At 50.4% G+C, this 18,659-nt stretch carries 17 protein-coding genes and 2 pseudogenes; 10 read left to right on the forward strand and 9 right to left on the reverse strand.

Going from position 1 to position 18,659, the window contains the following annotated elements:
* Position 1: 1 nt before the first annotated feature.
* Positions 2-1,513 (forward strand): tripartite tricarboxylate transporter permease, encoded by a 1,512-nt coding sequence (locus OGV65_RS04710; RefSeq protein WP_016153311.1) that lies wholly within the window; start codon positions 2-4, stop codon positions 1,511-1,513.
* A 155-nt stretch (positions 1,514-1,668) separates the two neighbouring features.
* Positions 1,669-2,433, forward strand: coding sequence for an IclR family transcriptional regulator (locus tag OGV65_RS04715; RefSeq protein ID WP_047389881.1), 765 nt, complete (start codon positions 1,669-1,671; stop codon positions 2,431-2,433).
* A gap of 135 nt (positions 2,434-2,568) precedes the next feature.
* Here OGV65_RS04715 and OGV65_RS04720 read toward each other — a convergent pair.
* Positions 2,569-2,679, reverse strand: a pseudogene (locus OGV65_RS04720) (Arm DNA-binding domain-containing protein); the annotation flags it as partial.
* 337 nt (positions 2,680-3,016) lie between these two features.
* Here OGV65_RS04720 and OGV65_RS04725 point away from each other — a divergent pair.
* Positions 3,017-3,526, forward strand: coding sequence for a hypothetical protein (locus OGV65_RS04725; RefSeq protein WP_016153313.1), 510 nt, complete (start codon positions 3,017-3,019; stop codon positions 3,524-3,526).
* 112 nt (positions 3,527-3,638) lie between these two features.
* Here OGV65_RS04725 and OGV65_RS04730 read toward each other — a convergent pair whose 3' ends face one another.
* From OGV65_RS04730 to OGV65_RS04765, 8 genes and pseudogenes are all read right to left on the reverse strand, one after another.
* Positions 3,639-5,099: a hypothetical protein gene (locus tag OGV65_RS04730; protein ID WP_016153314.1), complete on the reverse strand. Its 1,461-nt coding sequence runs from the start codon at positions 5,097-5,099 to the stop codon at positions 3,639-3,641.
* 53 nt (positions 5,100-5,152) lie between these two features.
* On the reverse strand, positions 5,153-6,724 hold the full coding sequence (locus tag OGV65_RS04735; protein WP_016153315.1) for an SLC13 family permease: 1,572 nt from the start codon (positions 6,722-6,724) through the stop codon (positions 5,153-5,155).
* 57 nt (positions 6,725-6,781) lie between these two features.
* Positions 6,782-7,417 carry a hypothetical protein gene (locus tag OGV65_RS04740; protein WP_200052063.1) on the reverse strand — a complete coding sequence of 212 codons (636 nt, stop codon included), beginning with the start codon at positions 7,415-7,417 and terminating at the stop codon, positions 6,782-6,784.
* A 37-nt stretch (positions 7,418-7,454) separates the two neighbouring features.
* On the reverse strand, positions 7,455-7,925 hold the full coding sequence (locus tag OGV65_RS04745; RefSeq protein ID WP_047497931.1) for a CYTH domain-containing protein: 471 nt from the start codon (positions 7,923-7,925) through the stop codon (positions 7,455-7,457).
* A 282-nt stretch (positions 7,926-8,207) separates the two neighbouring features.
* Positions 8,208-9,161, reverse strand: coding sequence for a LysR family transcriptional regulator (locus OGV65_RS04750; protein ID WP_049282240.1), 954 nt, complete (start codon positions 9,159-9,161; stop codon positions 8,208-8,210).
* A 194-nt stretch (positions 9,162-9,355) separates the two neighbouring features.
* Positions 9,356-9,536 (reverse strand): annotated as a pseudogene (locus OGV65_RS04755) (transposase); the annotation flags it as partial.
* Between the two features lie 430 nt (positions 9,537-9,966).
* Positions 9,967-10,362, reverse strand: coding sequence for a VOC family protein (locus OGV65_RS04760; protein ID WP_153690292.1), 396 nt, complete (start codon positions 10,360-10,362; stop codon positions 9,967-9,969).
* A gap of 669 nt (positions 10,363-11,031) precedes the next feature.
* On the reverse strand, positions 11,032-12,081 hold the full coding sequence (locus OGV65_RS04765) for an alpha/beta hydrolase (protein ID WP_286454663.1): 1,050 nt from the start codon (positions 12,079-12,081) through the stop codon (positions 11,032-11,034).
* A 219-nt stretch (positions 12,082-12,300) separates the two neighbouring features.
* On the opposite strand from OGV65_RS04765, the gene OGV65_RS04770 reads away from it, so the two are divergent.
* The 7 genes from OGV65_RS04770 (at position 12,301) to OGV65_RS04800 (ending at position 18,412) form a co-directional block, all read left to right on the forward strand.
* Positions 12,301-12,981, forward strand: a complete 681-nt coding sequence (locus tag OGV65_RS04770; protein WP_046275295.1) for a heavy metal response regulator transcription factor — start codon at positions 12,301-12,303, stop codon at positions 12,979-12,981.
* A gap of 15 nt (positions 12,982-12,996) precedes the next feature.
* Complete coding sequence (locus OGV65_RS04775) at positions 12,997-14,466, forward strand: heavy metal sensor histidine kinase (protein WP_141875256.1); 1,470 nt, start codon at positions 12,997-12,999, stop codon at positions 14,464-14,466.
* 70 nt (positions 14,467-14,536) lie between these two features.
* On the forward strand, positions 14,537-15,187 hold the full coding sequence (locus OGV65_RS04780; protein ID WP_286454664.1) for a flavodoxin: 651 nt from the start codon (positions 14,537-14,539) through the stop codon (positions 15,185-15,187).
* Between the two features lie 51 nt (positions 15,188-15,238).
* On the forward strand, positions 15,239-15,886 hold the full coding sequence (locus OGV65_RS04785) for a DUF4405 domain-containing protein (RefSeq protein WP_286454665.1): 648 nt from the start codon (positions 15,239-15,241) through the stop codon (positions 15,884-15,886).
* 107 nt (positions 15,887-15,993) lie between these two features.
* Positions 15,994-16,473: a (R)-mandelonitrile lyase gene (locus OGV65_RS04790; protein WP_047497910.1), complete on the forward strand. Its 480-nt coding sequence runs from the start codon at positions 15,994-15,996 to the stop codon at positions 16,471-16,473.
* Positions 16,451-17,212 (forward strand): carboxymuconolactone decarboxylase family protein, encoded by a 762-nt coding sequence (locus tag OGV65_RS04795; RefSeq protein ID WP_286454666.1) that lies wholly within the window; start codon positions 16,451-16,453, stop codon positions 17,210-17,212. The genes OGV65_RS04790 and OGV65_RS04795 overlap by 23 nt, the downstream gene beginning before the upstream one ends.
* A 135-nt stretch (positions 17,213-17,347) precedes the next feature.
* Complete coding sequence (locus OGV65_RS04800) at positions 17,348-18,412, forward strand: alpha/beta hydrolase (RefSeq protein ID WP_047416683.1); 1,065 nt, start codon at positions 17,348-17,350, stop codon at positions 18,410-18,412.
* Positions 18,413-18,659: the final 247 nt, after the last annotated feature.

The raw sequence follows: 18,659 nt of genomic DNA on the forward strand, positions 1-18,659 counted from the left end.
TATGTCCCAATTTGATCTTATTCTCGGCGGCGTAAATAGCTTGCTGGCCCACCCGGAAGCCATTTTATTTTCAATGATTGGCGTCTGGCTTGGCATCCTGGTGGGCGCGTTACCGGGCCTGACTGTCACCATGAGCGTTGCCGTAATGCTGCCTTTTACCTACGGCATGGATCCGATTTCTGGCTTACTGATTATCTCCGGCGTCTTTTTTGGTGGCGTTTATGGTGGTTCGATTATTGCCATTCTGCTCCGGATCCCCGGCACGCCAGCCGCCGCGGCAACGGCGATTGACGGCTATGAACTGACGAAAAAAGGTCAGGCCGGTGTGGCGCTGGGTACGGCGACTTTCTCCTCTTTTTTCGGCGGCACCCTCAGCATAATCGTGCTGATGTTCCTCTCGCCGATTCTGGCCGAGGTGGCGCTAAAATTCAGCGCCGCAGAGACGTTTGCGCTGGCCGTTTTCGGCTTAAGTATTATTGCCAGTATTTCCGGTGAATCGCTGATTAAGGGGCTGATCGCTGGCGTTGGTGGTTTGCTGGTCGCGACCATTGGCCTCGATCCGATGGGCGGATTTCCGCGTTTCACCGGCGGTTTTGTCGAGCTGATGAATGTGCCTTTTATCCCGGTGATGATTGGCCTGTTCGCCACTGCAGAAGTGCTTAAGTCGCTGGAAAAAGACGAGGTAGTGAGCAAGACGGTGCAGTACGCTATTGGTCGAATCATTCCGCCGTGGTCTACGTTCAAACGTCTTATTGTCACACTGCTGCGTTCCTCCGGTCTGGGCGTGTTTATTGGCATGATTCCCGGCGCGGGGGCGGATATTGCCGCTTTCGTTTCTTACAATGAAGCGAAGCGCTTTGCCAGGCCGGAAGATCAGTTTGGCAAGGGTGAACTCAAAGCGGTTTCGGCCTGTGAAGCAGGCGCTAATGGCTGCACGGGCGGCGCGCTGTTACCTATGCTGACGCTGGGAATTCCTGGTGACGCCACGACGGCGGTAATGCTGGGCGCGCTGACGCTACAGGGAATGCAGCCCGGGCCTCGACTATTTACCGAACACAGCGACACGGTGTATATGCTGTTTGTCGGAATGCTGTTTTGCTATCTGATGCTGCTTATTCTTGGCCTGGTTTCCGTTCGTTTCATCGCCAAAATGATCAACATTCCCAAGAGCGTCCTGACTCCGCTGATCCTCGCACTGTGTATCGTCGGCACCTATGCTCTGAACAACAGCATGTTTGACGTCGGCATTATGCTGGTCGCGGGCGTGATCGGCTATTTCATGCAAAAAGGCGGTTTCCCGGCATCTCCTGTCGTGCTGGCACTCATCATGGGGCCGATGGCGGAAAGTAACTTCCGTCGCGCGATGTCGCTGTCCAACGGGAGTTTTGATTTCATTTATACCCGTCCCATCACCGCCACGCTCCTGCTATTGGCGATGCTGACTCTGTTTGGCCCAATGGTACGCAAGGCCATAGCCGCAAGACGCGCACGTAAAAATCAGTTGCTCTCCTGAATGAGCAGAAACGGGCAGAAAATCCGTCACTGTTACACGGAATTTCTGCCCGCGGTGGCGAAATCACGGCGCGGTTACATTTTTATCGCACAGAATCGGTTATTGTTATCGTACTGATCTTAAACATGAATATGACCACTGTATCAGGGTGAATTATGGATGCTCAACCTACCGAAATTACGGGAGTACAAACCCTACTGCGCGGTCTTGCTGTTATTGATGCCGTCGCGTCAGGATGTCGGGATTTACGCAGCGTCGGCGAGTTTACCGGAACCAGTAAAAGCACGACCCATCGGCTGCTCAGCGCGCTGGTACAACAGCGTTTTCTTCGCTTCACTCACCACGATGGCTATGCGCTCGGCCCACGCTTAATTGAGCTCGGCACCCGTTCACTGGAAAATACGCCGCTTTATCCTCTGGCGCGCCCCTTCCTGCAACAGCTGGCGGATTTTACCCGCGACACGGTTCATCTGGGGCAACGGGAAGGCGCGGAAGTCCTGTATATCGATAAAATTCCAGGCCAGCAGGGACTGGAAATGCGCTCGCGTATCGGGCATCGCATGCCGCTGGTGCTGACCGGCATTGGCAAAGCGCTGTTACTCGACGCGGATGAATCCGAATGGCGTCAGCTTTTTTTAGCCCATGGCGAATTATGTCATCTCCCGGACTTCCTCGCCCGGATGCGCGGCTACGCCGACGCAGGCTTCGCGTTCGATCTTGAAGAAAATGAGCCGACGATTCGCTGCGTGGCGGCTCCGGTTTACGATGCCGGAAACCATGTGGTCGCGGCCATCTCCGTCGCCAGCACGGTCATCTATATGCCGGACGCGCGCATGCAAGAACTCGTCCCTCACGTCAAAGAGTGCGCTAAAAAAATATCGCTGGAACTGGGCTGGCGCGCCCCTTCTTTTACCCCGTAATCCCACCGCTTAATGTCAACATCCTTGAATGTTAACGGGCGACATATCGATTGCAGCTATGTCGTCTGTTGTTGTCCCGCGAGTAGAGTGCCCCACTGCCGGGTTCTCCAACATGCAGGTTCGAAAACACACTCTTTTTCGTGCAAGAGAAGGATCGTTGCCAGCCGCGAATGTCCTTTTAGCCTCCTGACGCTGACTTCTGGCTTCAGCCAGAGAAACATCGGGGTAAACGCCAATAGCGGACAGGAATAATGAATAATACCGATCGGCACGATCGACAGAATCGATTATGAACAAGCAAATGCTTTATCGTCGGACGTGGAAAACTAATCGAAAAAGAAGGACCAGACACAGCGGCAACGTGGAAAACGGTGTGTGTAGCAGCCTACAAGGCCTGGCGGTCAATCTATTTTTGACGCAAAGAAACTAAGGTGAACTATCAGAGCAGGTTATCATTCAGATAAGCAGAATAGATTTTTTGTTTATAATTTATTATGTTAGCTTAAATTAAGACGCGGGATCGTACTCATCCTGGCTGCAATTCTGGTCTTATCTAATAGCACCACGCGTGCGGGAGGAAAAAATGAGTCAACCTGTTTATCAGAATATCGCGCAGGAAACTAAAACCTCCCTGGATGAATGCTTTGCTCAGCGGGTGATTCCTCTGGAGCAGCAGTATCTCGCCGGGCTTCAGGCGCTGAGAACAACACTTTTCGGTCAGCAGGAAATGGCTGAGCTTTCACCCGCGCAGCGTGACGAGCTGACCGCCTGGGTTGACGAACTCGATCGTCGCATCATCACCTACCAAACATTGTGCACCAAATATCTGAACGCCCTTAACTCTGAGCAGCAGCGTGAATTAATGACCTTTATGCTCTTCGGCGATACCCGGACAGCACGGGCACAGAAGAATATCCAGGAACATATACAGCTGCGCAGCGAAGCCGTGAGCAGAATCAACGAGCGGCTGGCCGACCTGCACTCTCCTGAAGCGCTCGAACGTCAGCTTCAACAGCGGCTGGAAAAAGAAATCCACATCCGCCGTTTTCTTGACGAATCCACCCACTATCGCCCTGTGCGTAAAACAGGCTGAACGGTTGCTCAGCTTTTATTGCCGGATGTCGGCGTAAACACCTTATCAGGCCTACAGATGTGGAACCCGCAGGCCTGATAGCGCTGCGCCATCAGGCATTTTATCTCTGTCGTCAGCCCTCTTCGCTTTCTGATTCCCCGGCAGTAAAAACTGGTTCAATGCGCTTGATACCCGCGCTGTTAATAATGATGCGTGCCCGCTCCAGAAAACTCTCTTTGCCATCCGTCACCCGATGAATAAGGTTGATGTGATAGACCTTTTCCCCGTACAGCACCTGCTCATCATCCAGAGTCGGTAATTCATTCAGCAACTCATCGGTGTATTTCAAAAAAGGGGTGATATCCAGGCGCGTAATATCCATCACAGAACGATTCACGGCGGAAAACATCTGGTCCCCGCCGCGCAGATGAACGTGTTTGGAGTAGTGCAAAATGTCTTCGCTCAGATAATAGTTTTGAATATCCAGAATGTGCACCTTACGGCGCATCGTCCTGACGTCATCGGGTAGCTGACGCTCCCCCACAAAGACGAAAGATTCGTTGCACTTACCGACCGGAGAGCGCAGGTTTTTATAAATTATCTGCTGTCGGTCAGGTAACCAACGGCGAAATGTCGAAAACAATCGCGCCCGAAATCCCTCTTTCATTCTGTCTTTAAAGATATAGCCAATCACCATTGCGAGAAATAGTTGAAAGCTCAGCGCTCCGTATTTCCCCTGCCAAATAAACGCCACCGCCGTCGCGAAAATCATCGCAATTGCCGCGGCGATTCCGGCAATGGTATGCGCCAGAAAGGTCTCGCCTTTTTTACGCCGGATATCCAGATACATTGGACTGCTGATATATTTTTTCAGGGTATTAACGTGATAAATCACCAGTTCGTTATCCGAATTAGGTGACGGGAAAGTCCCCGGATGATTGGCTTTGCGATACAGCATCTGCTCGCGCCAGAAAATACGCAGAGTATCGTATCCCGGTGAAGGCGAAAGATCATTGAGCAATTTACGCCCATAGTGCGTCAGCATCAGTGAGAGGAATTCGTCACCATAGTCAATGATGCGTAACGCATTGACCTCAGCCACCTTTGACATTTTTATCCGCATCCGACGATAGTTATTGAGAATATCCTCTGCGGTGGCGGCGAAGCTCAGCAGCGCCTGCTCCTGTTTGTCTTCACTCAACTTGCCGATATAACGTACCTCTACGTGAAGCGCCCGTTTGAAGGTCAGGCAAAACATTTTGAGTCGGTATTCAAAACCCTGCGCAGAGGTATCTTTGCTCTGTTCGGTAATTAACCGTTCAATTGTCCCTAGCGTCTTCGGCACGCTGACGGACAATTTACGCAGCGACAGGGTGGGAGGACGCAGGCGAATATAGTTCTTCAGGTTTTGCTGAAAGGCCTGCGGCGGAAATGTCCAACGATTGATCTGCAAACTGGAAGGAAAGAATAGCCAGGTTTCAATATGGTAGTTTTCGCTTCGTAGAGGTTTGGTGCCGACTTTCTGCGGGAAAAAAATCCGCTGCTTAATTTCGATACAGCGTTTTCCTGATGCTTTTATCGTATCGCCTGGCATCTTTGCCTCCTGCAAATCAGGCGGTAATTTGAATTACCGCCTTCACATCAATGCTACCAGAGGGCGCTATTGAACCCCATCAGCGGCATGACATATTGAGTCCATAAAATCAGTAACACCCAAATAATAGCCATCTGGATAATACCATATTTGAAAGACTCACCGGTCGAGTAGTGATCGAGCAGGTAACTGATGTTTGCGGGTTTAGAGTTAAAGTAGAGCACGTAAACCTGGTTAATCAGGAATGCCATCGGCAGACAGAATCCCACCACGTCCCAGCCGAACTTTTTAGCGATACTGATAATGATCGGGAACATAATGATGGTACGTGCCGTTTTACTTTCGCTCACCAGCGTGGTGATGGCGAACACGCCGCTCAGTACGGCAAAGACCAACAGTTTGCCGCCACCTGAAGGGTCGATCTGCCATTTATCAAACAGGCTGTGAATATAGAGGCCGACGATATCTGTCTGATCGACCATTCCGCCAAGGACGTAAGCACCAAAGCTGAACATCAGCATATGCCAGGGAATGTCCGCGTCGTTCCACTTCATCACGCCCAGCGCCGGAAGTTTGCACACCGAAGGCATCAGAACAACGCAGGCACCCGCCACGGCGATAACTTCGGCACGCATACCGTGCACCCGGTCGGTTGCCCACAGCAACAGGACGATAATAAAGGTCAGCGCCGCGCGAACTTCACCCGCGCTAATCTTACCGAGCTGCGCCAATTCCCCTTTCAGGCGATCCATGCCGCCTTCAATTTTCGGCTTAGCATCTTCTTTCTTAATGGGGAAAATCCAGCGAGTTCCGGTGTACCAGGCAATGGCACACTGAATCAGCGCCAGTGGACACAGGGCAATGAACCAGTCGCCGTAATAGACTTTGAATCCCGCCTGCTCCATCATCGCGACCGCCAGCAGGTTAGCTGCGGAACCGGTGATAAAGGCGCTGGCCGACACGTTATTCGCCAGCAGGTTCAGCAGCACCATGTTGCGCCCGACGTTATTGCGTTTTTCCCCGCCGGTCGCACCGTAGATGGCGGCGATAACCATAAACAGCGGTAACAACAGCGCCGTTTTCGCTGAGGTCGCACTGATGAACGCCCCGAGAATCAGGTTGAGTAATATAAAGCACCAGAACAGCAACGAGATATTATTCCCCATGCGTACCAACAGCCAGAGCGACATACGCTTCGCCAACCCTGTCACCACCAGAGCGCTGGCCATGATGAAGCTGGCAATGTTCAGGATCATTACTGGCTCACCCAGCATGGCAAACGCAGGACGCATCTTCATTGTGCCGGTCAGGATCACCGTGACGACCACGATAAGCGAGGTGAGATAGTTCGGAATCGCCTCCGTCAACCACAGCACCAGCGAGGCAAGAAAAATTCCCGTTGCGCTGTAACAGTTGGCCGGAGGAACTTTGGTTTGGGTATCGAACATTTCGATAGGCCCGACCCACTGTAAATGAAAGAACAGGAACAGCAGGATAGCCAGCGGCATACCGATGAATTTGATCCGCTCCATCCAGATACCGGCTTTAATCTCCTTGAATTTCTCCAGAGAATAATTGCTCATATCCAGCGGATCGAAAACTTTCTTAGCGCCTTTGTCTGACATGGCCATGTCTCCTTATGCGCCTCCATGGGCAGCAAGCTACCCATGGAGGCGTGAATTTCACATGCCAACAACCTGTCTGGCGGCTTTCAGATAATTCGTGTTAGGCAGTTCGTCGAGCCCCAGCGCCGCAACCACTGCCTTAATTCCGGCATAATCTTCACTTTCGCAACAGGCGGTTTCGACCATCGCACCGTTAAACCATACCTGCGCGTATTCGCTGATGATGCCGTTAACGGAAAAACCGTAGCGCATTTTCTCTACCTTAACCGGTACTAAATCGCTACTGGCCCGCGCCATATTGGTAAATTCTTCCAGGGTATAGCTCTCTTTATCCAGCGCCATGTTGACCTGGAGGTGCTGCAAAATGGTGGCTAACTCCTCGCGCTGCACCGGGAATTGAAACTTGCCGCGCGGCTGGAAGATCTCATAGCCTTCAGGGGTTTCGCCGGTTTTCGTTTTGATATCCAGCAGACCGTCGCGGACTTTAACGTTAACCGTATCGGTATGTAGCGACAGAAAGTAGGTCTCTTCCGGCATCTTACGAGCCTTAAATAATGTGGCTTTGGCATCCCACATTTTTTCTTTTACCCGTTCGATAATGCCGTGGCCGAATACGCGGAACTCCGCGCGAGGAATGATTTTTTCAGCATCGCTCGACGACGTGGCGGTATTCTTATCCATATGCGTAGCCATTGTAATTCTCCTGTTCCATTAAGAATGGTGAATGCCGCTATTTATCCCATTCGGTAAAAGGATGGGCGACCAGATTGGAGTTGAAATAGCGTGGATCGCCGCTCACCTCTTCACCAATCCACTCGGGTTTATCGAACTGCTGCTCTTCACTTTTCAATTCCACTTCTGCGACGATCAGTCCGGCGTTAACCCCCATGAATTCGTCGATTTCCCACACCACATCACCCACCGGGATTTTGTAGCGTTTCTTTTCGATAATGGGGCGCTCTGCCAGCTCATCCAGCATGGCACAGCAATCGGCATACGGAATTTCGTATTCATATTCAGTTCGCGTTGCAGAAACGGTAACTCCCTTGATGGTCAGGAACGCCTTATCGTTTATCGTCCGGATACGAACAGTTCTCTCTTTTATACTGCTGAGATATCCCTGACGATAAACGGTTCCCTCTGCAAGTGCGCGCCACTGCTCTGAGCACACCAGGAATTTCCTTTCAATTTCTTTAGCCATCTTAAGCCTCTCATTGTCGGAACATCTGTCGATAGTTATTCACTATCTCTCTTAATTGACTCCATATTAGGCAGGCTTCTGGCAGGATTAAAAATTGTAAATCAGTATCAGACCTATAAGCTCAGTTTATAGATTGATGTCGATCACATTTATTATTTTCTCATTAATTTTAGAGAGTTAAATTTGATAGGGGCGTAAACAATGTGTTCGGCTTATAGGCTGTTTTTTTTCAAACATAAGCGTATGAGTCCTTGTTTTATCAAGGATAATGAACAATGCCACTTAGCGATGATTATGGAATATATTTTCCAGCAGCTCAGGAAAACTCCCCCACTCATTATCTGGAGTATCATCATAAAGCAGTGAAATAAAGCCGAGGGCGGCGCGGGACAGTGAGTGCTCCCCCTGGTAAACAAGGTAGTAATCTACCGCGAGATTAAAACCTTTGACATGAAGTTCAACCAGCTCACCGCTGTTCAGCTCATCGGATATCGCCAGATGAGGAATCACGGTTACGCCATAACCGCTGCCGATAAGCCGTTTAGTCGCCTCCAGATTAGAGAGCGTCACACAGTTTTGCGGAGCGGTGTTCGCTGAGTGACGTTTAAACCACGAATTTATTTTGGCTCTTATCCGCGTTCCTTTCTCACGCATAATGAAAGGTGATTGTAGCAATTCATCCGGACTCATATCCCCCTTGGCGCATGCCGCCAGGGGGGAGTTCTTGCCCACCACTACTTTGTAGTTTTCCCGATGCAGAAATACCTGTTGTAACGGAGAGCGAATTACGGAACGTCCGGCAAAACCGATCTCAACCTCGCCGCTGGCGACCAGTTCCGCAATGTGGTGCGAGTTACCGGTCAGAATTTCCAGTTCAATTCCCGGAAAGCGTTCGTGGAAACGCTGAATAAAACGCGTGAGATAGTAAGTGCCCATCACGCCCGTCGCCCCGATGGTCAGACGGCCTACCTGTAGTTTACTGATGTCCTGAAACACGCTCTGTACTTCATCAAAAAGATGAAAAATACGCTGTGTGTATTCAAACAGGACTTCGCCTTCTTTGGTTAAACTAATTTGCCGACGGGAACGATCGAATAATGACACCTTCAGATAGCTTTCCAGTGACTGGATCTGCATGCTGATGGCGGGCTGAGATAAAAAGAGTGCCTGTGCGGCCTTAGTAAAACTGCCGCTGATAACAACCTGGTTGAACGTCTTAAAATGGTCAATATCCATATTTAGGTACCAGCGGTTAGAGGTGCGTTTAACGATTCTGAATATGAATATACCGAATTAGCACAGAAAAAGCAGGGGAGCATCCGTTCGTTTTACTGGATGACGTATTCCGGAAACCGCATGAGAAAAGGTGATAATGCCTCGCTGTCTCTAAAAGCCGAAGCGCATCCACGCAAACAGGGCGTTACCATTGTTATACGTACCTGTTCCGGGGTTATAGGGGAGGCATTTGGCATTTTACACTGTCGTTCATCCCGCAGCTGCAACGGTGTAGTTCTGGCCAAGGACCAGTTGAGCGGATTCGCGTTTAAACTCTGCGCTGAAATTTCTTTTTTTCGTTGGGACACCTGTATTGTTCTGAGATGAGCATATCACCTCTGTTCAGGTGGCCAAATTCAATAAACCACTACAGTAGAAATAAAAGGGATTTTGCGAATTTAGCTAAAGGTGGTTAAGTAATAAGTAAATTAGCTCAGTCATATTATCAGGTGATAATAACCATTATTTGCAAGTAAAGAGTTAAAGTCGAAATTGCAACTTTCTGCAGGTAGACCAATGATGCTTTCTTTTGGCATCCGAAATTTTTATATTTCCGATCCAGAGGGGAATCTGCTTGAAATAGGAAGCACGAACGAGAAGTTAGGGGGCGCATGACGGAGCAGTTGCAGGCATGCTGACCTCAGCCATACAGAGGTGTCATATATGGCGATAGCCAAAACGTCTGCAGTCCCCAACGAGTTTAGTGTTGGTCCGGATAAACGTGTATCAACAGTCGGGTGTTATGCCTCAAGTAATGACACCCCTGTTAGCCTCCAAGCGGCGTAAATAACTCAATCAAGTTTTCCTCCGGATCGTACAGATGAACCACTCTCACACCCCATTCTGGCATATCCATTGGCTCGTTAATGAATTTAATCCCTTTTAACGAATAGGCCTCAAAGCTTTCATCTACATTATCAACCTCGAAACAAACCATTGATTTTTCGCGATATATTATCGTTTTTTCTCTGTCAGCATTTCCAATAATTGGTGCCATCAGATCAGAAGTAAAGATAGCAAGACCTTCTATACCTTCGGCGACTTTGAAGCTGGCATAGCAATCTTCAATATCCCAGACAGCTTCCAAACCAAGCTTCTGGGTGTAGAAATTGAAACATTTGCGGTAATCTTTGACTAACAGTCTTACATTGTTGAATTTCATATATTTTCCCTTATATTTACATAAACCACAAAAATGCAAGTTTGAGTATCTGAGCGTGACTATTAATTTGGCTTATCAGAGATAAGCTCTGTCAAAATTCAGATATATCATCCTGGTGCTCCTTTGTATTCCTGAAAGTGTGATTATTCCAGTTCAGTTCCTGTATATTCTCTCATTGAGCTTATTGTTTGCGTTGACGACATCAGATTATAGCTTTTCTTAGCAAGTTAAAAGGTGGGTATCGGACTAATAGCACAACCGTGTTTGCATTTTCCCGCTGTGACCGTCCTGCAAGTAACCTGAAAGGCGTCGGGTATTAGCACTTAACGCCTTAAGTATTATTTTAAAGTTTTTTCCGACGAACAAGTCGCCTGAAGAGGAGAACGCCCGCCTCAAGAAGCTGCATGCCGAAGCCATGCTGGATAAGGATGCACTCAATGCCGTAATGCTAAACCTAAAGTTGGCCTGGACCACGAAGTAAAACCTTACAGGCAAATAATAATCCTCAGATGTCCCTGCCGTTTTATGAATTTCATTCATAGCGGCTATTTAATGTGCGTAATTATCTTTCCTCCCGACTTCGTTAGTCTTGGTCACATGCGGACACACTCATTATGTCCTGATATGACCAGCCTGAGTGGCTGGCCAAAGGTATCGTCTGATAGGGGGTTAAATACTCTTATCGAAGAAGACGTCCAGCTTTTGCAAAGCCTTGTCGACGTACTCAGGAACCCAATACGTCTCGATATGGGTAGCGCCATCGATCAAGAAGAGTTCTTTGTCTTTTGTACCGGTGGCTTTCGCAAACGCATCTTCCGTCATATAGAGCGTGTCGGCTTTTGTACCAGCAATCATCAGCAGCGGTTTATTGATGAGATTGATATGGTCCGTAACGTCAAAACTCATCAAATCTAACAGGCTACTTGTCGTGTATTTAAACGTAGAGTTCGGGTGCGCGTGAGTTTTCCAGTAGTACTCATAGCCCTGTCGATATAAGGCAAAAGGTAACTTAGCGATCTGTTCATCAGTCAGATTGGCATCACCGGAGTACAGGACTTCACCTCCGGAAGCTTCCTGAGCACGAGCGTCAGAAGCCTGCTGAAGACGCTGCTGAATAGTATCCAGCTGTGAGTCCTGAAAACCGTTGCGGCGCACCAGGCCTGAATTAAACATGCTGATGGTTGCAATCGATTTAAACCGTTGATCCGTTTCGGCCGCAACAAGTGAATAACCGCCGCCTCCGCAAATACCCAGCAGACCGAGGCGGGAAGTATCCACTCCCGGATACTGGCTGATGTAGTCAGCCATGCCGTAGATATCCTCGATGCGATTAGCGGGTTTATCCACGCTGCGAGGCATCCCACCGCTCGCGCCCTGATAAGCCGCGTCGGCAGTAATCGTGATGTAGCCCTGTTCGGCGAGACGCTGGGCATACAATCCTGCGACCTGCTCTTTTACGCCGCCATTCGGATGTGCAACCACCACGGCAGGGTATTTTTTGGCGGGATCGTAGTTAGCAGGGGTATAGACATTCGCAGCTATCTGAATGCCATGCAGATCGTACTTCACCGGATGAATGTTGACCTTGCCTTTGACGTTCTCAGTGATGGCACCGTCATAGGCCAGGGTGAATGGATTTTTTTTGTAATCAGCCGCATTGACTGAGGTGGCTCCGGTTATTGCCGTGAGCAGTATTGCAGTTAACAGATTGAATTTCATGGTCTCTCCCGATGAGTTTCAGGCTTGCGGATTTAAATGTGCAGACTCAGGTTAGAGAGAGAGGCCTGTCAGCATCGTGACAGGTAAATAACATTTTTGTCAGCAAGCAGGCTGAGATGGCTTCATGTTTCTGACAATGCTGTCAGGTAAGCGTCAGCTTTATGTTGGCAATCAAGAGGCAGAATAAGCCCGATTGAACAGTTAAGAGGAAATCCCGTTATGCGCCTGTTGCTAGTCGAAGATGAAGAAAAAACGTCAACCTATCTCAACCGTGCGTTGAGTGAATCCGGATTTACGGTAGATGTCTCTGCAGATGGCGCTGAAGGTCTTCATTACGCGCTGGAGCTTGACTACGACGCGATAATCCTTGATGTGATGCTGCCGGGGATGGATGGCTACCGGGTACTTGAGGGGGTGCGAGCCGTCAAACAGACGCCGGTACTAATGCTCTCGGCCCGCGGTTCGGTCGACGAGCGCGTCAAAGGGCTTCGGCTTGGCGCGGATGATTATCTCCCCAAGCCCTTTTCGCTGATTGAACTGGTGGCGCGAATTCAGGCTCTGGTGCGTCGCCGCTCCACGGATGGCGCAGACATCACCCAGCTGCAAATTCACGATCTGCATCTCGACCTGCTGGCGCGCCGCGTATTTCGCGCCGGAACGCGACTGGAGTTGACCGCGAAAGAGTTTTCCCTGTTGAGTCTTCTGGCCCGGCATCAGGGGGAGATCCTGTCAAAAATGATGATTGCTGAGCAGATATGGGACATGAATTTTGACAGCGATGCCAATGTGGTTGAAGTCGCCATTAAACGTCTGCGAGCCAAAGTGGATACCCCGTTCGACGTCAAACTGTTACATACCGTTCGTGGCATGGGGTATGTCCTCGAAGTCCGGTCGGAATAAATGAAGAGGCTCAGCATGCCTAAACGTTCCATCTCCGTTCACCTGGCGCTGATGTTTGCCTTATCCGCGCTGCTGATTGTGTCCGTTATCGGTATCCTGCTGAGAAGCTCTTTGCATGACTCTTTGCAAAAGCAGATGCACAACGAACTGTTGTTCCGGGAATCATTAATGAGTCCGTGGATCGCCGCACGAACCTCGGCTGACGGCTGGTCGACGTTGGCTAATAAATTTACTCTGCTAACCAATTCTGAAGGTGAGCGCGTTCGTTACTGGATAGTGAGCGATAACCCGCGCTTTAGCATGGGGGGAATACCACCGGTGGGCGTTCAGTGGTCTTCTTTGCAGGAGGGATTTAATAAAGTGCCCGGCGCATCGGAAGGTGCATGCTCACTGTTCCTGTTAGTGAAAACCATCCCCGCCAACGGTGAAAGGCCTGAGCTGCACTATGTGGTTGCCATCGACTCTACGCCGTATATGGGCACACTTGATGCGTTCACACGGACGCTGCTGATTATTGCCGCGCTGGGCGTACTGATTGTCGCCTTACTGGGATACGTTGTTTCACGGATTGGCCTGCGTCCGGTGGGCATGCTCAGTCAGCAGGCACAACACCTTGCACCAGGTGACCATGGCCAGCGCCTGAATACCCGCGCGTTGCCCGAAGAACTGCAGCAACTGGCATCATCATTTAACGGTGTGTTAGAGCGTCAGGAAATCGCCTGGCGACAGCTCGAGAGCTTTAATGCCGATGTTGCGCATGAACTTCGTACCCCGCTGACTAACCTGATCGGCCAGACGCAACTCGGGCTATCACGGCGACGTTCACATGATGAACTGGAAGAGTTATTGGGTTCAAACCTGGAGGAGCTTGAACGCATGACGTCGATAGTTAACGACATGCTGTTCCTGTCTCATGCGCACGCGGGTGAACATGCTTCCCAGCTTACGCAAGTCTCCCTGCGAGAAGAAACCCTGAAAACAGCGGAATATGTTGAACCCTCTTTTGCTGAAAAACAGCTTTCGCTGGAGGTTGAGGGCGACGTCACGGCGCATATCGACAGGCGGCTGTTTCACCGTTCACTGGCTAATTTGCTGGAAAATAGCGCCAGGCATTCCCCCTCCAATAGCACGGTTACGGTGCGCTTAAGCGAAAAAGGCAATCAAGCTTGTGTAGACGTTTCTAACCCTGGCGATCCGATAGCGCCAGAGCACTTACACCGGCTTTTCGAACGGTTCTATCGTGTTGACACCTCCCGAGCCAGGAGTGATACCCATCATGGGCTGGGCCTGTCGATCGTCCGTGCCGTCGCCATTATGCACCGGGGAGATGTCTTTGCCCGTAGCGAGAACGGTATCAATACCTTTGGCCTGACGTTTGCTAAACAGCCTGACGCTATCCGAACCGGGAGACTGATTTCAGAGACAAAATCGGGATCTCCGCGCGCAAAGACTTCTGACAAAATTGTCAGAGAGTCGTCAGTCTGATGTCAGGCTATCTGCGCCAGAATCACTGCTGATACTCACCACGGCTGATTGAAGGAATGAAACAGTGAGAATGAAAAAGGTATTTAGCGGGTTTCTGGCGATGATGGTCATGGGGCTTCTGGGGCAGCCCGCGTTCGCATCAGAGGATTTATCCGCACACGCCCGCACGCTGATTATCTACTTTTCACAGCCAGAGGAGATGAAACCTGGTGCCGTGGATGGTTTTTCCGGGGCCAGCGTATTACAAAAAAATACGCCGGAGACCGGCAGCACGCAGTTTATTGCGCAACTGATTCAGAAGCAGACTCACGGCGACCTGTTTCGCATTGAAACCGCCACTCCCTACCCTCGCCAGCATGATGCACTTTTGCGCGTTGCCGAAAAGGAACAGCAAACGAAAGCCAGACCCTCGCTAAAAACGCCGCTCCCTGACCTGAGCGATTACGACACCATTTACGTCGGCTACCCCATCTGGTGGTATACCATGCCAATGGTGATATACAGCCTCTTTGAGCAAAATGACTTTGCAGGCAAAACGGTCGTTCCCTTTACCACCCATGGTGGCAGCAGGTTAGCCGACTCCCTGCGAGAAATTGCTCGCATGCAGCCACAGGCCAAATTAATCACTCGTGCGCTCGCGATCTCGCGCAACGATATTTCAGCTCCTGACGTACCCGCGCAGGTTGAGCAATGGGTAAAACAAGTCCAGCCACAGCGTTAATCCCTCGACATGAAGAAAATTTATATTTTCCAGGTCATGCAGGATGCGCTGATGACCTTACTTCTGCTGGTATTGATGGGATTTCACCTTCACGGTGAAATCGTGCATGAATGGGCGGGTATTATTTTTATGCTGCTCATCATGCTGCATTTATATCTTAACCGGCATCGCTTGTGGTCACTGTCGCCCAATATTCCGTTAACCATGCTGGTAGTTAACAGAATCATTAATGCAGTGACATTCGTTGTCATTCTGACCGCGATTGTCTCGGGCATGATGCTGTCCCGACATATCCTTCTGGACCAGGCGTTCCACAACCCGGCGAGCTGGGTCAGGAAAGTACACATGACGTCGGTCCACTGGGGAATGCTCATTCTGGCGCTGCATATCGGGTTGCACTGGAAAATGCTGGCGACCTTTTTCTGCCGGGTCCTGAACATCTCCAGCAATTCATTCTTTGCAAATGTCATGATGCCGGGAGTTTTTTCGCTAATCGCTCTACTGGGATTGTACGAATTACTGAACCAGGACTATCTCGATTATTTGTTGATAAAGGTCGATTTCTCCTTTTTCGATTACGATGAATCTGCCCTTCTTTTTTATCTACGCTACCTGGCCATTATTGTTTTATTTTCATTAATGACACGGTTTTCGCTTTGGTGCCTTATTTTTAGAAAAGACAAAGCAGCGTCACCATAATAAGGGTTAACTGACAGAATTGTCAGGCTGGCGTCAGTCTGACGACATCTCCCCCTGATTAGAATCATTGCAGACCCTCTCCATCATTGTAGATAAGGACGCTTTGCATGATCAGACATTTACGTTACCTCGGGCTGTTACTGCCCCTCTTTACGTTTTCATCCTGGGCGGCGGAGCAAAATCCCGCTGTCCATATCGCCACCGCCGGAAGCCAGAATGCGGTGTACGGGCCAGCAGAGAACTTTACCGGTCGCGTCCGGGTTGATCCTCTCTTCAAACCAGATAACGAAATTAGCGTTTCCGGGGCTTATGTCACCTTTGAGCCAGGTGCTCGTTCCGCCTGGCATACGCATCCGGCAGGCCAGCGGCTGATTGTGACCTCGGGAGTTGGGCTTACCCAACAAGAAGGCCAGCCGGTGCAGGTCATCCGCGCTGGCGACGTTGTCTCTTGCCCGGCGGGCGTCAAACACTGGCACGGGGCAGCCCCCGGCAGCGCAATGACGCACCTGGCGATAACCGGGATTGTGGATGGCAAAAGCGTTAACTGGATGGAGAAAGTGACAGATGAACAATACCACGCCCATTAAGGCATTAACGGCAGCGGTACTGCTGACCTTTGGTTTAGGTCTCACGGCACATGCTGCGCCCGTCAATAAAGGAGCCTCAGAAATGAACCACGAACAAACGGTTTCAGATACGCTGTCAGCTCGCCAGCAAGCCATCCCGTTGATTGCGGCATCAATGGCCAGCAGTCAGATGGATAAGCTGAATGCGGCACTGAATCAGGGGCTTGATGCAGGACTCACGATAAACGAGACCAAAGAGATTCTCGTCCAGCTTTATGCCTATACGGGATTTCCCCGTAGCCTGAACGCGCTGAATGAACTGATGAAAGTCGTCGAAGCACGTAAACAACGAGGCGTTGAAGACGTTGAAGGTAAAGAGCCGGTCGCCGCCATCCCTGTCGGAGATGAGCTTCGCCGTGTCGGTACCGCAAACCAGACTAAAATCTCCGGCGCCCCCGTCCAGGGACCTCTGTTTGATTTTGCCCCGGTCATTAATCAATTCCTACAAACGCATCTGTTCGGCGACATTTTCGCCCGCGATAACCTCGACTGGCAAAGCCGCGAGCTGGCAACGGTTGGCGCATTAGCCGCCACGCCGGGCGTTGAAGCTCAGCTGTTATCGCATACGCGAGCCAGCATGCGAGTCGGCCTGACGGCAGCGCAACTGCGCCAACTGGCACAAGTTCTTCGTGAAAATGGCGAAGAAGATGCGGCTACGCGGGCGGAACAGGCGCTGCAACGGGCGTTAACAAACAGTTAGGCGTTGGTTTGAGACGATACGGTGCTAATCCTCCACATTCATGAGTCTGCCAAATAAGGGCAATCAAAGGTGCTAAATAATTCACGCTAACAACTCAGATATGATTGAACGGCAAACATAACAGAGGATGTAATCTTGAAAACTGTCTTAAAAACGCTGGCCATCTGCGCGATGGCGGGTGGCATGGTGGCTCAGTCGGTATACGCCGAGCCGCTGGTCATTCAGGAACAAGGAAGCTTTTCTGCTGGTGGCACTATCATCACCGCACCAGGGAAATTTGACGCGAAAACGCCGCTGGACTCTGCGGGTCAAACCTGGCATGGCGATCATGCGTCTGTGTTCTACCAAATTCCGGAAAATCCGCATAAATACCCTATCGTCATGCTGCACGGCGCAGGTCAGTTCTCCCGCACCTGGGAAACCACGCCGGATGGTCGCGAAGGGTTCCAGAACATATTCCTGCGTCGTGGATTCTCAACTTATCTTGTCGATCAGCCCCGCCGGGGCAGCGCCGGGCGCACGACGGTAGAAGGTACGGTTACGCCTAAACCGGATGAACAGATGTGGTTTAACCAGTTCCGCGTTGGCGTGTGGCCGGAGTATTTTCAGGGCGTTCAGTTTTCTCACGATAAAGAAGCGCTAAATCAGTATTTCCGTCAGATGACCCCGAATACCGGGCCGTTTGATATCAATGTTATCTCTGATGCGATGTCCGCCGTCGTGGATAAATCCGGCCCGGCTATCCTTTTCACCCACTCTCAGGGTGGCGGACCAGGCTGGTACACGGCGATGAAAAACGACAAGGTCAAAGCGATTGTCGCCTTCGAGCCTGGTAGCAGCTTTGTCTTCCCGGAGAAAGAGCTCCCTGCCCCAATGCCAAGCGCGTTCGACACGCTGAAGGGTGAACCGGTGCCGATGGAGCAGTTTATGGCACTGACTAAAATTCCGATTCTGATTATTTACGGCGATAACATCCCTGATAAACCTGTCGCCATGCCCGCGCAGGACAGTTGGCGCGTACGTCTGGCAATGGCTCGCGAGTGGCGTGACGTGGTGAACAAGCATGGCGGGGATGTCACTGTGACGCATCTGCCTGAGGAAGGAATCAAAGGGAATACCCACTTCCCGTTCTCGGATCTGAATAACGTGCAGATTGCTGATATGGTGAGTAAATTCCTGAAGGAGAAAGACCTGCAATAGAAAGAGATAATATTGAGCCTTCATTATTGAGGGCTCAATACAATCATCAGTTATATCAAAAAAATAAAATGGGGGCGTGACGGTCTGTTTTGCGCAAAAATGAAAAGACAACTTCCGAACTCGCAGTGTTCATTCAGGATTTTACAAACAAGCTCATTATTCCCACTGCCAGGGCGCTATAGAAAAGCAACTGATACAGATTCGTCGGCACGTCTGTCCATTTTCTAACGATGCCCAGCGCGACCAC

The organism is Citrobacter sp. Cb004, from assembly GCF_030337065.1.
GTDB lineage: Bacteria > Pseudomonadota > Gammaproteobacteria > Enterobacterales > Enterobacteriaceae > Citrobacter > Citrobacter braakii.